Raw genomic sequence first — 14687 nt, 5'->3', positions numbered from 1 at the left:
GTTTTCTACGAAATATAATTCCAGATGTTTTTAAACTTACTCAGCTTTCGGTATGTATCTAAAACTACTGCGTTATCAGTCGAAGCCAGTTTAGGGTCTTCGTTAAGGATCTTTTTGGCGTGGTAGCGGGCATGTTGTAATAAATCCTTGTCTTTTACAATATCGGCAATCTTCAGGTTAAGCACACCACTTTGTTGTGTTCCCATTAAATCACCGGGGCCACGAAGTTTTAAATCGACTTCGGCAATTTCAAAACCATCACTGGTTTTAACCATGGTTTCCAATCGGGTTTTGCTATCGTTACTCAGTTTATGCCCGGTCATTAAAATACAATAACTCTGTTCGGCGCCACGCCCCACACGACCACGTAACTGGTGGAGTTGCGATAATCCAAAACGTTCGGCACTTTCAATAATCATAACTGAAGCATTAGGAACATTTACACCAACTTCAATAACCGTTGTAGCGACCATAATCTGGGTTTCACCTTTTATAAAACGTTGCATCTCATAATCTTTATCGGCGGGTTTCATTTTACCATGAACAATCGAAATTTGATAATCGGGCATCTGGAAATCGCGAGTAATACTTTCGTAGCCATCCATCAAATCTTTGTAATCCATTTTTTCACTTTCCTGAATTAACGGATACACTATATAAACCTGTCTGCCCTTTGCAATTTCATCTTTCACAAAACGAAAAACATTGAGTCTGTTTTTGTCGTAACGATGTACGGTTTTAATAGGCTTTCTTCCCGCAGGTAATTCGTCAATAATTGAGATATCAAGATCCCCATAAACCGACATCGCCAGGGTGCGCGGAATAGGGGTGGCGGTCATGACTAAAATGTGTGGCGGAGTAGAATTTTTATGCCATAATTTACTTCGCTGAGCGACACCAAAACGATGTTGCTCATCGATGATGGCAAGCCCTAAATTGTGGAATTCTACCTTATCTTCAAGTAGGGCATGGGTACCAATTATGATATTTAAATCCCCATTTTTTAATGATTCTAAAATTTCTCTTCTTTCTGAAGTTTTTGTTGAGCCAGTTAATAATTTAATATTGATTTTCAGTTCTTTACATAGATCAAGTAATCCGTTATAGTGTTGGACTGACAAAATTTCAGTCGGGGCCATTAAACAAGCCTGGAAACCGTTGTCAAGTGCCATTAACATGGACATTAGGGCCACTATGGTCTTTCCGGAACCTACATCACCTTGCAAAAGTCGGTTCATTTGAGCGTTGCTTCCCAAATCGGCACGAATTTCTTTCAGCACACGTTTTTGTGCATTGGTTAAATCGAAGGGTAAATGTTCTTCAAAAAAAGTTTTAAAATGTTCGCCTATATGTTCGAAAGGGAAGCCTTTAATTTTTGATTTATGAGCCAAATTTTTAATAATCAGCTGCAGCTGAATATAAAAAAGTTCTTCAAATTTTAATCGGAATTGAGCCTTGGTTAACAACTCCGGACTCTTCGGAAAATGGATGTTAAAAAGCGCTTCACTTTTACTGATGAGATTCAGTTCTTTTCGTAAGGAATCCGGAAGGGATTCGTCGAATTTTCCGTTGGCATCGACAAATAATTGCTGAATCATTTTACTCAACACCCGATTTGAAATTCCCCGATTCGATAACTTTTCGGTAGATGGATAAACGGCTTGCATTGCTGAGCGTAAATTTTTTTCGTGTTCGGCTAAAGGTTCCAGCTCCGGATGCGGCATAGAGAACGTACTGTTAAACCAATTGGTTTTTCCAAACGCCACATAAGGCGTGTTCAGTTTTAAACTGTCTTTTATCCATTTATGTCCGCGAAACCAAACCAGTTCCATAGTTCCGGTGTCATCCTGAAACTTAGCAACCAAACGCTTGCCCCGATTTTGTCCAACCTCGGTAAACGAAACAATTTTCCCAATTACCTGTACATCGGCATTGTTGCGTTGTAATGCATTAATCTTGTAATATTGGGTACGATCAATATAGCGATTTGGGAATAAATTCATTAAATCCTGATAGGTATGAATCCCCAACTCTTTACGAAGCAAATCGGCCCTGCTCGAGCCAACGCCTTTTAAATAATCGATAGGAGTTTGTAGATTTATTGCCATGACAGGACGAATTTAAACCTTTTCAAGCAATTCAAAAAATAGAAATTTTACGTATTTTGGCTTGATACTTGTTAGATTTTAAATATGAAATTGAACCTACTTGCTCTTTTCTTTTTCTGTACAGGATTTTTATTTGCACAACAAACTGAATTTGTTGATTTTAAAAATGCAAATGTATCTGTGACATTTCTTCCCGAATTGAAAACTGTATCAGGACAGATACTTTATAAACTTGATATTTTAAAATCTAAAGATTCCATTTTTTTAGATGCCATTAATATGAAATTTTCTCAGGTTACTTTAAATGGTAGTTTTGTGGAGTTTAAAAATGATTCAAAAAGACTCTGGGTTAAGTATCAATTTAAAAAAGGAAAAACTTATGAGTTAGCATTTCAGTATGAAGCCCAACCGAAGAAAGCCCTGTATTTTATAGATTGGGATTATGAAGATGGTAACAAACAAATTTGGACGCAAGGGCAAGGGAAATATACAAGTAACTGGTTGCCGAGTATTGATGATATGAACGATAAAATTGAGTTCGATCTAATCATCACGTTTAATAAGGATTTCGAGGTCATCTCTAATGGAAAATTAACTGATAAGCAAGTAAACGATTCCACGATTACTTGGCATTACGATATGCAAAAACCTATGGCGAGTTACCTTGTGGCTTTAGCTATTGGTAAATATGATAAGCAGATAGAGTATTCAAAAAGTAACATTCCGTTAGAAATGTATTATTATCCTGAAGATTCCTTAAAATTTGAACCAACGTATCGACACACCAAACAGATGTTCGATTTTCTGGAAGAAGAAATTGGAGTACCTTACCCTTGGCAAAATTACAAACAAATTCCGGTGAAAGACTTTCTGTACGCAGGCATGGAAAATACAAGCGCTACCATTTTTTCTGATGCTTTTGTGGTGAACGATACCGCTTTTGTAGATAAGAATTATGTAAATGTAAATGCCCACGAATTAGCACATCAGTGGTTTGGCGATTTGGTTACCGAGACTTCAGGAACGCATCACTGGTTGCAGGAAGGTTTTGCAACATACTATGCCTTGTTAGCTGAACGTGATGTATTTGGCGATAATTATTATTACTGGCGGTTATATGAGTATCTGCAGGAGTTGGATATGCAGGATAAATCGGGAGGAAGTACGGCATTATTAGATCCGAAATCCAGCAGTACCACGTTTTATAAAAAAGGTGCCTGGGTTTTGCATTTGCTTCGTGAGCAGGTTGGAGATGAGGTTTTTAGAAAGGCGGTACAGAATTATTTGAAGATCTATGCCTTTACAAATGTAGAAACAGAAAATTTTATTATAGAAGTTAAAAAGACGAGTAAGCAGGATTTAAGCAATTTTGTGAAGCTTTGGTTGGAAAACAAAGATTTAAATTATAACTTGATGTTAGAAAGTTTAAAACAATCGGTGTTTATTCAAGAGTATCTTATGGTCGACTGTGAATTGTATACTTCTAAATGTAAAGCGTATTTAAATTCAGGGATTTCAGATGAAGCCAAGGCAAAGGTTATTGAACAAATACCAAATCAGATAACAACCGATAATTTTAAAAGCCCTGTAAAAGTGCGTCAAGCCATTGCAACATCAATCTCCATTATTCCTGAGCGATTAAAGCAGGATTACGAATCTTTATTACAAGATGAATCGTATGTGACTATCGAAGCAGCTTTAATGAACTTATGGCGAAACTTTCCGCAGGAGCGCTTTAAATATTTAAATCAGACCAAAGGTATTATAGGCTTTCATGATAAAAACGTTCGAATCCTTTGGTTAACCTTAGCCTTAATTACGGATAACTTTGAGCCAGAGAAAAAGTCTGAATATTTTAGAGAGTTAACCGATTATACCTCGCCGAAATATAGTTTTGATGTCCGCCAGAATGCGTTTATGTATTTAAAACAAATACAGGCGTGTAATAAGACATGTAAAGACAATTTAAAAGAAGGTACAAAACACCATAACTGGCAATTTTCAAAATTTTCTAAATCCATGTTAGAAGCCATAAACCCAAATTAAGATGAGAGCGTTAGTAATTTCAGGAGGTGGTAGTAAAGGGGCATTCGCCGGAGGTGTAGCGCAGTATCTTATTGAGGAAATGAAGCGCGATTATCAGATTTATATTGGTACATCAACCGGTAGTTTACTGGTGTCTCATCTGGCTTTAAAGGAAATTGATCGCATCAAGCATGTGTATACGAATGTCACCAATAGTGATATTTTTAGTGTCTGTCCGTTTGTGGTGAAACAAAGACACGGTAGTCAGAATATTGCGATAAACCATATTAATGTGCTTTTAAATATGCTTCGAGGGAGTAAGACTTTCGGAGAAAGTTATCATTTAAAAGATCTTATAAAACGAACCTTAACACCTGAAGATTTTGAAGCTTTGAAACAGTCAGGGAAAGATATAGTAGTTACTGTATCTAATATTTCATTGAATCAAGTGGAGTATAAGAGCATTCAGGAATTCGATTACGAAGCCTTTTGCGAGTGGATTTGGATTTCCAGTAATTACACACCATTTATGACTTTAGTTAAAAAGCACGGCTGCGAGTATGCCGATGGCGGTTTAGGAAATATGGTGCCTATCGAGGAAGCTATAAACCGCGGAGCCACCGAAGTTGATGCTATTATTTTGCAAACCGAAACAACACTCTATAATCGGATGCCTTCAAAAAACCCCTTTTCATTAATGACCAATATGTTCACATTTATGCTCGATAGAATCGAATCGCAAAACATAAAAATAGGTAAGCACGTGGCCAATCATAACAATGCTATTATTAATTTTTATTATGCGCCAACCGTTTTAACCACCAATTCATTAATCTTTAATAAAGAAAAAATGACCAAGTGGTGGGAAAGTGGTTATAATTTCGCTAAGTTTAAAAACAAACAAGTAAGCGCATTAGAAGATTAATATATGAAGGCATTAGTGATTTCCGGAGGGGGAAGTAAAGGTGCGTTTGCGGGTGGCGTAGCGCAGTATTTAATAGAGCAGCAAAATAAAGAATACGATATGTTTCTCGGTACATCAACCGGAAGCTTACTGGTGCCACATTTGGCAACGAATAATATTGGTAAATTATATGATATTTTCACTAACGTAAAGCAAAGTACAATTTTTAGTATCAATCCTTTTGTGCAACATAAAAAAGGCGATAGGGAATATGTGTCTATCAATTATTTTAATTCTATTTTACAATTTATTAAGCGCAAACGAACCTTTGGAGAAAGTAAAAATTTACGAAAGCACATAAAAAAGCACTTTACCGAAGAGGAATTTAATTTAATTCGAGAAACTAAGGAAGATGTGGTGGTTACGGTATCGAATCTGTCTAAAAATCGCGTAGAGTATAAATCGATTAACGATTTTAGTTACGAAGAATTTTGTGATTGGATCTGGATTTCCTGTAACTACATTCCGTTTATGTCGTTGGTAAAACGTGATGGCTTTGAGTATGCCGATGGGGGACTAGGTTGTGTAATTCCTATTCGTGAGGCTATTCTTCGTGGGGCCACCGAAGTTGATGCTATTGTGTTGGAAAGTGAAAATTTAGAGTATAATAAAGTCCTGGGGAAAAACCCGTTTTCGTTGATGATTAACCTGTTTGGGCATTTGTTGGATCAGGTAGAAAAGGCAGATATTGCTATTGGTAAACTCGCCGCAAAACATCGCGACGTTAAGCTTAATTTATATTATACGCCAACACAGCTCACCGAAAACTCCTTAATATTCAGTAAGCGATTAATGACCAAATGGTGGGAAGACGGTTTTGAATATGCCAAACAAAAACATATGGGGGCTGAGGTTTCAAAATGAACAATTAGAAATCGATGATTAAGAGGTTAAAAATATTAGTCATTTTTTCATTTATTATGATTTCTTGTTCTGAAAGATCTAATGAAAATATTTACATCACTTTTGATATTGAAAAGATTCAATCTGAAAAGAAATTCAATGATGGATTTTAAATTAGCTATCCCAGAAAGATAGTCAAGAATAAAAATGGAGAAAATTATTATGGTTTATCAATTAATTCCTCAGAATCTGTGTTTTTTAAGCCTTTAAAAAGAACTAAAATAGAAGAGAAAGAGATTGATAATTTGAATGTGATTTCAATAGATTCAATGATAAAGTTGTTACCTTTTTTAGGGTATTCTAATTCGAAAAATAGAAACATTGAATTTAATATAATTGAAATATCAAAGGATGGTATGGTAAATATTAAAGTAGAACCAACTTTGATTGAATATGATTAAAGAGTGTCATTCAGAAACAAAAAAGACAGCAATCTGCTGTCTTTTTAAGTTTTTTTAAATTTTCAACCGTTACCAGATTTTACTAACTTCATCTTTAATAAATGAAAGGGCTAAATCGCTTGGGGCACGGCGCTCTAACATTTCGGTGAGTACCACTTCGCGTAATTTGTCGGCGGTATCGGTTTTTTCAAGTAAACTTGCTTTTCTAATCAATTGAATGGTGGCGTTTTTTGCGGTGTTTATAATACTCCAGCATTGTTCGCTAACATAAATTTGTTGTGCTAAGTTATGCTCAAATTCCGATTCAATAGCTTGAATAAGCATGCTTTCATAGGTGTTCTTATCCGAAGAGGTTGGAGCTACTCTAAGTAAAAGTTTAGATGGCGCAATGCGCTCTAAAAACAAGGTCATACGTTCATAGGCTTGTAAACGAGAAGGCAAGGCGCTTACCTGTAGATCTTTATGAAGTAAAAATCGTCTGCGGCCATCTTCATTTTTTGTGTGTTCTTTAAAAAAATAATAAGCTATAAGTCCGGTGATTAAAGACGGAATAGCGAATAATAATAAATCGATAATTCTTGACGAATCCATAAAAAGTCGTGTTAAGTTTATTTATTCCCTCCCAAATATATACAATCTTTTAAATCCTGCATATTGTTAAATGGTACAGGTGTTTTTTCATACCTGTATGTTTTGTCTAATTCTTTAGAAAGGTTATGATCATCTACATTAATTTCAATATCACTCATTTTAAATTGGCACGGGTGTTCGTAACCTGCTGCATGTGTAATTTCAATAAATTCCTTTCTAAAGGTTTTAAAATACTGAGCTAGCCGAGCTGATTTCAACGTCGGGTCAATACCACCTTGTAGCCATTTACTTTGAGTGGCTACACCACTCGGACAACGATTGGTATGGCAAACCTGTGCCTGAATACATCCAATACTCATCATGGCTTCACGAGCCACATTAATACAGTCGGCACCCATAGAAAAAGCCATAGCTGCTTTAGCAGGAAAACCTAATTTACCACTGCCAATAAAGACGATGCGTTCGGTTAAGCCTTTCCGCTGAAAGAGTTTGTATAAATCACTAAATCCATAAACCCAAGGTAATGAAACATGATCAGCAAAACTAGGAGGTGCTGCACCGGTGCCGCCTTCACCACCATCAACGGTAATAAAATCAGGGCCTTTACCTGTTTTTTGCATGATGTTAGCTAGTTCTTCCCATTGTTCCAGTTTACCAATAGCAGCTTTAATTCCCACTGGTAAACCGGTAGCTTCGGCGATTTTTTCAATAAAATCAACCATTTCAGGAACATTTGAGAAGGCTGAATGATTGGGAGGAGATATCACATCTTTGCCTAATTCCACATGACGGATTTCTGCGATTTCTTTCGTGATTTTTGACGCAGGTAAGACACCGCCTTTACCCGGTTTTGCGCCTTGAGAAAGTTTCACTTCAATAGCACGAATAAACGGATTCTCTTCAACAAGTTTGACTAATTTGTCTAAAGAAAATGTTCCATCTTCATTGCGAACTCCAAAATACCCCGTTCCGAAATGGAAAACAACATCACCGCCATAGCTATGGTAAGGCGATAATCCACCTTCACCAGCATTGTGGTAAGCATCAGCCATTTTCACGCCTTTATTTAAAGATTCAACTGCTTTAGCTGAAAGTGAACCAAAACTCATCGCCGATACATTAATAACCGAGGCCGGACGAAACGGTTTTTTGCGTTTATTATGAAGTCCCATGACTTTGGCGCAGGGTAAAAAGGTTTTATCTATTTCGTTCGGGTGGTTTTCAGAAGGCTTAAAAGGCATCATGGCATTATTGATAAAAATGTGCTGATGTGCGTAAATATCTCTATCTGTTCCAAATCCTTCGTAGTTGTTTTCTTTTTTAGCCGAAGCATAAATCCAGCCGCGTTCTATACGGTTAAAAGGTAATTCTTCACGGTTGTTAGCTACCAAATACTGACGTAATTCGGGGCCTATTTTTTCAAGTATATATCTAAAGTGACCAACAATAGGGTAGTTGTGACTAATGGTGTGAGCCTTTTGAAGAAAAATATCACGAATAGCGACGAGGAAAAGTATAATTAAAATCCAACCCCACCACGTAATAGTTGATAAAAATGCGAACATAAAATGTGTAAATTTTCAGAATTTCAGCTAAAGATATTTAAATTTTAATAAAAGCTACGGGCAATTAGAATTGTTTATAATTATTAATAAAACCTTTTAATTAAACGGCTAGCAATGTTTAATTTTAACCCTTAAAATTGAAATTAATTTTGGAGAAGTATTTAAGTCAGTTAAACGAGGCGCAATTAGCACCTACCATTCAGAAAGACGGACCGATGATTGTGATTGCAGGTGCAGGGTCTGGTAAAACACGTGTGTTAACCTACAGAATAGCCTACTTAATGAGTCAGGGTATAGACCCATTTAATATTTTGTCGTTAACCTTTACCAATAAGGCGGCTCGTGAGATGAAAGAGCGTATTGCGGCGATTGTGGGACAAAGTGAAGCAAGAAATTTATGGATGGGGACGTTTCACTCAATTTTTGCCAAGATTTTGCGTATTGAAGCTGATAAATTAGGTTACCCGACCAATTTTACCATTTACGATTCTCAGGATTCCGATAAATTAATCGGTTCTATAATTCGTGAAATGGGACTGGATAAAGATATTTACAAGACTAAGCAAGTGCGTTCGAGAATTTCATCGTATAAAAATAGTTTGATTACTGTACGCGCATATTTTCAAAATCCGGAATTAAAAGAGGCTGATGCTATGGCACGTCGCCCTAAAATGGGAGATATTTACAAGGAATATGTCGATCGTTGTTTTAAAGCAGGTGCCATGGATTTTGATGATTTATTATTGAAAACCAACGAGCTGTTAACGCGTTTTCCGGAAGTTTTGATGAAATACCAAAACCGATTCAGATACATTTTGGTAGATGAGTATCAGGATACCAACCATTCGCAGTATTTAATTGTTCGTGCGTTATCTGACAAGTTTCAGAATATTTGCGTGGTAGGAGATGATGCGCAGAGTATTTATGCCTTCCGTGGTGCGAATATCAATAACATTTTAAACTTTCAGAAAGATTATGATAATGTAAAACTGTTTCGTTTAGAGCAGAATTACCGTTCGACCAAAAATATTGTCAACGCCGCGAATTCCATTATTGATAAGAACCAGACTAAGCTGGATAAAGTGGTTTGGACAGCGAACGATGAAGGTGGTAAGATTGTTGTAAATCGTTCGTTAACCGATGGCGACGAAGGGCGTTTTGTGGCAAGTACCATTTGGGAAACCAAAATGAATGAGCAGCTCGAAAATAAAGATTTTGCCGTTTTATATAGAACGAATGCGCAGTCCAGAGCCATTGAGGATGCGTTGCGTAAGCGTGATATTCCTTATAAAATTTATGGAGGCTTATCGTTTTATCAGCGTAAAGAAATTAAGGATGTGATTTCATATTTACGATTAATTATCAATCCTGCCGATGAAGAAGCTTTAAAACGGGTGATTAATTTCCCGCCGAGAGGTATTGGAGCGACAACGGTAGATCGATTGGTAGTTGCTGCTAACGGTTATAAGCGTTCTATTTTTGAGGTGATGAAGAACATCGATAAAACCGAGTTAAAAATCAACTCAGGAACCAAATCAAAACTACAGGATTTTGTAACCTTGATAGAAAGTTATCAGGTGATGAATGAGAATGCCGATGTGTTTGAATTGGCCGAACACGTCACACGTACCAGTGGATTAATTAAAGAATTTAAGAAAGATGCTACGCCAGAAGGGGTGACTCGTATGGAAAATATCGAGGAGTTACTGAATGGTATGAAGGATTTCGTTGAAGGTCAGAAAGAGGTTGCTGATGCGACGGCATCGTTAGCAGAATTTTTAGAAGATGTCGCGTTGTCGAGTGATTTAGATTCTGATAAGGAAGATGTTGATCATGTGGCATTAATGACGATTCACCTGGCGAAAGGATTAGAGTTTCCGCATGTGTTTATAGTGGGATTAGAGGAAGATTTATTCCCAAGTGCTATGAGTATGAATACACGAAGCGAATTGGAAGAAGAGCGCCGTTTGTTTTATGTGGCCTTAACACGAGCAGAAAAGCAAGCGTATTTAACTTATGCGCTATCAAGATACCGTTGGGGTAAGCTAGTGGATGCCGATCCTAGCCGTTTCATATCAGAAATCGATGAGCAGTATTTAGATATTACCACACCAATAGAAGAACGCCGTATCAACCCGATGCTAGATGCTGATATTTTTGGAGATGTGAGTCCGAATACCAAACGCAATGTTGTGTCCAGTAACAATATTCGTTTTAAACCAGCAAAACAAGTGGAACTGAAAAAGGGAAGTCCAGCAAAGGAACAGCCTAAATTTCAGCCAACAGTACCTAAAAAGTTAACCCGAGTGGAGTCGTCAGGTGCCTCAGGACAGGAAGCTAATTTGTTTGACGGTAAACTGGTTGCAGGAAATATTGTTAACCATATGCGTTTCGGTAAGGGAGAAGTCTTGAAGATTGAAGGCGTAGGCTCCGATGTAAAAGCAGAAATAAAATTCCAACAGGTTGGTGTAAAAAAATTACTATTGCGTTTTGCTAAATTGGATGTTATTGGGTAGTAAGAAAAAATAAATTAGAATAAAAAGCCTGTGTTTTTAACACAGGCTTTTTAAGTTAGTCACTCTATAAGCAGATAATATAATTGTTTGTTGTAAGGATCGGTTTCTAAAGACTTCAATTTTAAAGCATAGATCAATTCTTGGTCTTTTAATCCTAATTTTTTACTGAGCTGTTCAGCGAGAAAGGTGTTAAAATAATATTGTTCTTTATTAAAAGAATCTATGACAGCATTGTAAGCTTTGTTATAATCCTCAGTCTTGCTTTCTGGATCTAATAGTGTTTGAAAGGCACTTAATTGGGTGTCAATGAAATTTATGGCATTTTCACCTTGAAGGTTTAGGCGATTGTTAAATGGTTTATTCTGAACATAAGTAAATCCCCCTAAAAGAGTGTATCCATTCGAAATATCATCCGCCCCAATAATAATATTTATTAATCGACCTTCTTTTGAAAAAATGAACCCTGTTGGAAATCCAATGCTGTTAAAAGCCCAAAATAGGTATTTGTTTCTATAGTCTGAAAAATTACATTCGTAAAATAGAAAATCATCAAAGTCAACTTCATTAAGACTTTTATTAAGATCTAATGCTCTAAAGGCGTTATCGGTTATAGATCTTTTTTGATTGCCAAAAGATGTTATTACAAACAAGTGTTTTCCCTGTTGTTCAGCTTTAAGTAAAGCGTCGTCTAGGGTGCCTTCAACCATATTGAGCCTTTTGAACTTATAGTTTTCATAAAAAAAATCTTTGGCAAAATCTTTTGATTCCTGACTTAAGGGTGGACCGGTGTATGTTTTAGAAGGAAAATTGTTGTTAATTGTATCTTGCGCAACGCCTATTAAACCAATTAAACTAACAGTAAGTGCTAATAATCTATTAATTGAATTTAAAATCATGATTATGTTATTGAAAATGAGTAGTTTAAATTTAGTAATTATAGGGTAGAAATACAAATATATCGTAGGACTTTTATTTCATGTAAAACGATAGGTTTGCTGAAGTGAAAATATTGTTTTACAATTCAAAAAATGTCGTTAACTTGTTGCTTGAAGTGAATATACAGTACCTATGGCCGAGTTTATTAAAATATACGAAGAGAACCCAAACTCAAAAGCAATTGAAAAAGTTGTTGAGGTTTTAAAACGGGGCGGACTTATTATTTATCCAACCGATACCGTTTATGGTTTGGGCTGCGATATTAGTAATATTAAAGCTTTAGAAAAAGTAGCTCGTATTAAGCAGGTGAAGTTAGAAAAATCTAATTTCTCTTTTATTTGTCATGATTTAAGTCATTTGAGTGATTATGTGAAACAGATAGAAACATCGACATTTAAAGTATTGAAACGAGCACTTCCTGGTCCTTACACTTTTATTTTGCCAGGTTCTAAAAATTTACCACATCCGTTTAAGAAGAAAAAAACCGTTGGTATTCGTGTGCCAAACAATAAAATTGCATTAGAAATTGTCAAGAAATTGGGACATCCAATCATTTCAACTTCTATACGCGATGAAGATGAGGTTATTGAATATACCACAGATCCGGAGCTAATCCTTGAAAAATGGGACAATCTGGTCGATATCGTTATAGATGGTGGTTACGGAGATAACAATCCGTCGACGGTTATCGATATGTCTGAAGATCCGGTAATTATTGTTAGAGAGGGTAAAGGGAGTTTAGATGTTTTGTAATGCTTTAGTCTTTATATTCTGGATTGATGGTTGTTGGTATGGGAGCGTTTGTTTTTTTCCACCATTTTTTAAGTTGCTTTACCATCTTTTTAGCTTGTTTAGTGTGTTCTAAAGCCAAATTATATTGTTCACTAATATCTTTATCAAGGTTAAAAAGTTCTATGTCATTATTTTCAAAATAATAATGTAATTTCCATTTTCCATCTCTTATTACAGATCCTGGACGTGTTCTGAATAGCACATCTCTGTTTTCATTGTCATTCTTTTGATAGGCTTCCAGATAAATAGGAAAATGCCAATATAGTTTTCGTTTTAAATCTTGTTTTTGGTTTTGTAAAACCGGTAATAGATTGTTTCCGTCAAGGGGATATGTATCCCGAATTTGTGCAACATTTAGGAGTGTAGGAAATAGGTCTAAATTAGTAATTGGGATATCACTTTGAGTATGACTTTTAATCTGGTCTTGCCACACAAAAAAGAAGGGTTCGCGTATTCCGCCTTCATAATAACTGCCTTTCCCCGCTCTTAATGGTTTTTGTTGTGTGATGCCGTAAACGCCTCCGTTATCAGAGGTGAAAACAATAAAAGTATTCTTGAAAATACCCTTTTCTTTGAGTTTAGTAACTATTAAGCCAATATTTCTATCCAGATTTTCAATCATCGTAGCGTATTTAGCATTGTTTTGTCCTTGCCAGAAAACCTTATTTTCGTATTTATACATTAAGCTGTCAATGGCTTGAATAGGGGTGTGTACCGCGTAAGTTGCGTAATATAAAAAGAATGGTTTGCTTATTGTATCTATATAAGTAATGGCGTGTTCGGTAATTAAATCGGTAAGATGTTCGTTGTTTCCTTTTGAGATATTTACATTTATATAAGGTGGATAATAGTTTTTTGGATGTCCGTTGTGGCCGCCACCAATATTTACCTGAAAACCAAATTCTAAAGGATTATCGCTTAAATGCCATTTGCCGGCATGGCAGGTAGAATAACCATTTTTACTTAAAACCTGAGGGATGATAGTGTGGTCTTTGGATAATGTTTTTGTATTTGGAGTTGGAATGATTTTTCGATCTTTGGATTTCCCTCTTTCAGAATTGTCAACAGTATAAATGCCGTGCCTTGGTGTCCATTTACCAGTCATTAAACAGGCCCGACTCGGAGCACAGTTTGAAGAAGCAGCATAGCCATTGGAGAAAACCATACCCTGATTAGCAAGACTATCGATATTTGGCGTGTTGTAATATGCACTACCCATAAAACCAACATCTTTCCAGCCTAAATCATCAACGTTAATCAATAAAATATTAGGTTTATTATTTTGGTTGTTTTGCGCAAAAGTTATACTAAATGAAATTATTGTAAAGATGAATAGGATTGGTTTCATTAAAGGCGATTCAAAAGCAATAGCTATGTTATAAGGGAATAAAAGTAATACTATACCTTAACTTTTGAAAGTTCTTTTTCCAATCGATCAAAGTTTTCTTCATTTTTTGGACCGACAAATGCTCTGATTTTTTCACAGTCGGAAGCAGATTCAAAAATCATCCTGAACGATATTTGAGTTTCATAGTCACTTACTTTTTGAAATTCAATTTCCATATCGAAAATTGGCTTAGTAAGTCTGCTCCAAGAGACTAACTGAAGTGGTTTAATTGTTTTAAAAACCGATGCATTTTCATAGTTTATATTATTGGGTCCATGCATAGTGAGCAACCATTTTCCCCCTGGACGTAAGTCAAATTCATGAATTGTATTTGTAAAATCTTCAGGGCCCCACCATTCTTTTAATTGGTCAGGATTTGAAAAAGCATGATAAACGTTTTCAATTGACGATTCAATTAAACGTTCATTATAAATCTCTTTATTGTTTTTAGTTGGCATGTTGTTGATAATGTTTGGTTTAGTTGTTCAATATAATAAAA

Annotated in this window: 11 protein-coding genes; 5 read left to right on the top strand and 6 right to left on the bottom strand. The window is 35.9% G+C overall.

Going from position 1 to position 14687, the window contains the following annotated elements; all coding sequences use genetic code 11:
* Positions 1-5 precede the first annotated feature (5 nt).
* On the bottom strand, positions 6-2108 hold the full coding sequence (gene recG, locus ICJ84_RS07850; RefSeq protein ID WP_188215819.1) for an ATP-dependent DNA helicase RecG: 2103 nt from the start codon (positions 2106-2108) through the stop codon (positions 6-8).
* A gap of 84 nt (positions 2109-2192) precedes the next feature.
* On the opposite strand from recG, the gene ICJ84_RS07845 reads away from it, so the two are divergent.
* From ICJ84_RS07845 to ICJ84_RS07835, 3 genes are read left to right on the top strand one after another with little or no spacing between them, the layout of a single operon-like run.
* On the top strand, positions 2193-4154 hold the full coding sequence (locus ICJ84_RS07845) for a M1 family metallopeptidase (protein WP_188215818.1): 1962 nt from the start codon (positions 2193-2195) through the stop codon (positions 4152-4154).
* A 1-nt stretch (position 4155) separates the two neighbouring features.
* Entirely contained in the window at positions 4156-5058 is a 903-nt protein-coding gene (locus tag ICJ84_RS07840) for a patatin-like phospholipase family protein (RefSeq protein WP_188215817.1), read from the top strand.
* A gap of 3 nt (positions 5059-5061) precedes the next feature.
* A complete protein-coding gene (locus ICJ84_RS07835) occupies positions 5062-5961 on the top strand; it encodes a patatin-like phospholipase family protein (RefSeq protein ID WP_188215816.1) in 900 nt (299 codons plus the stop codon).
* Between the two features lie 509 nt (positions 5962-6470).
* Here the strand turns inward: ICJ84_RS07835 and ICJ84_RS07830 are convergent.
* Together ICJ84_RS07830 and ICJ84_RS07825 are read right to left on the bottom strand one after the other, a co-directional pair.
* Positions 6471-6992 carry a DUF7935 family protein gene (locus tag ICJ84_RS07830; RefSeq protein WP_188215815.1) on the bottom strand — a complete coding sequence of 174 codons (522 nt, stop codon included), beginning with the start codon at positions 6990-6992 and terminating at the stop codon, positions 6471-6473.
* Positions 6993-7009: 17 nt separating this feature from the next.
* Entirely contained in the window at positions 7010-8557 is a 1548-nt protein-coding gene (locus ICJ84_RS07825) for an FMN-binding glutamate synthase family protein (protein WP_188215814.1), read from the bottom strand.
* 149 nt (positions 8558-8706) lie between these two features.
* On the opposite strand from ICJ84_RS07825, the gene ICJ84_RS07820 reads away from it, so the two are divergent.
* The gene (locus tag ICJ84_RS07820) at positions 8707-11073 is read left to right on the top strand and encodes an ATP-dependent helicase (protein ID WP_188215936.1); all 2367 of its coding nucleotides are present in this window, start codon (positions 8707-8709) and stop codon (positions 11071-11073) included.
* A gap of 59 nt (positions 11074-11132) precedes the next feature.
* Here the strand turns inward: ICJ84_RS07820 and ICJ84_RS07815 are convergent, their stop codons facing one another.
* Positions 11133-11969 (bottom strand): hypothetical protein, encoded by an 837-nt coding sequence (locus ICJ84_RS07815; RefSeq protein WP_188215813.1) that lies wholly within the window; start codon positions 11967-11969, stop codon positions 11133-11135.
* A 172-nt stretch (positions 11970-12141) separates the two neighbouring features.
* Here ICJ84_RS07815 and ICJ84_RS07810 point away from each other — a divergent pair, with 172 nt between their 5' ends.
* Positions 12142-12762, top strand: a complete 621-nt coding sequence (locus ICJ84_RS07810; RefSeq protein ID WP_188215812.1) for an L-threonylcarbamoyladenylate synthase — start codon at positions 12142-12144, stop codon at positions 12760-12762.
* A gap of 4 nt (positions 12763-12766) precedes the next feature.
* Here the strand turns inward: ICJ84_RS07810 and ICJ84_RS07805 are convergent, their stop codons facing one another.
* Together ICJ84_RS07805 and ICJ84_RS07800 are read right to left on the bottom strand one after the other, a co-directional pair.
* Positions 12767-14149, bottom strand: a complete 1383-nt coding sequence (locus tag ICJ84_RS07805) for a sulfatase (protein ID WP_188215811.1) — start codon at positions 14147-14149, stop codon at positions 12767-12769.
* Positions 14150-14199: 50 nt separating this feature from the next.
* Positions 14200-14646, bottom strand: a complete 447-nt coding sequence (locus ICJ84_RS07800) for an SRPBCC domain-containing protein (RefSeq protein ID WP_188215810.1) — start codon at positions 14644-14646, stop codon at positions 14200-14202.
* Between the last annotated feature and the right edge of the window lie 41 nt (positions 14647-14687).

Origin of the sequence: Aestuariibaculum suncheonense (assembly GCF_014596935.1) — a bacterium.
Classification (GTDB): Bacteria; Bacteroidota; Bacteroidia; order Flavobacteriales; family Flavobacteriaceae; genus Aestuariibaculum; species Aestuariibaculum suncheonense.
This window is presented reverse-complemented; position numbering and strand designations above follow the sequence as displayed.

What these genes read in the sequence shown, in the direction of transcription:
- ICJ84_RS07800 (WP_188215810.1), bottom strand. Translation starts at nt 14,646, where the DNA reads ATGCCAACTAAAAACAATAAAGAGATTTATAATGAACGTTTAATTGAA.
- ICJ84_RS07835 (WP_188215816.1), top strand. Translation starts at nt 5,062, where the DNA reads ATGAAGGCATTAGTGATTTCCGGAGGGGGAAGTAAAGGTGCGTTTGCG.
- ICJ84_RS07825 (WP_188215814.1), bottom strand. Translation starts at nt 8,557, where the DNA reads ATGTTCGCATTTTTATCAACTATTACGTGGTGGGGTTGGATTTTAATT.
- ICJ84_RS07815 (WP_188215813.1), bottom strand. Translation starts at nt 11,969, where the DNA reads ATGATTTTAAATTCAATTAATAGATTATTAGCACTTACTGTTAGTTTA.
- ICJ84_RS07810 (WP_188215812.1), top strand. Translation starts at nt 12,142, where the DNA reads ATGGCCGAGTTTATTAAAATATACGAAGAGAACCCAAACTCAAAAGCA.
- ICJ84_RS07845 (WP_188215818.1), top strand. Translation starts at nt 2,193, where the DNA reads ATGAAATTGAACCTACTTGCTCTTTTCTTTTTCTGTACAGGATTTTTA.
- recG (WP_188215819.1), bottom strand. Translation starts at nt 2,108, where the DNA reads ATGGCAATAAATCTACAAACTCCTATCGATTATTTAAAAGGCGTTGGC.
- ICJ84_RS07830 (WP_188215815.1), bottom strand. Translation starts at nt 6,992, where the DNA reads ATGGATTCGTCAAGAATTATCGATTTATTATTATTCGCTATTCCGTCT.
- ICJ84_RS07840 (WP_188215817.1), top strand. Translation starts at nt 4,156, where the DNA reads ATGAGAGCGTTAGTAATTTCAGGAGGTGGTAGTAAAGGGGCATTCGCC.
- ICJ84_RS07805 (WP_188215811.1), bottom strand. Translation starts at nt 14,149, where the DNA reads ATGAAACCAATCCTATTCATCTTTACAATAATTTCATTTAGTATAACT.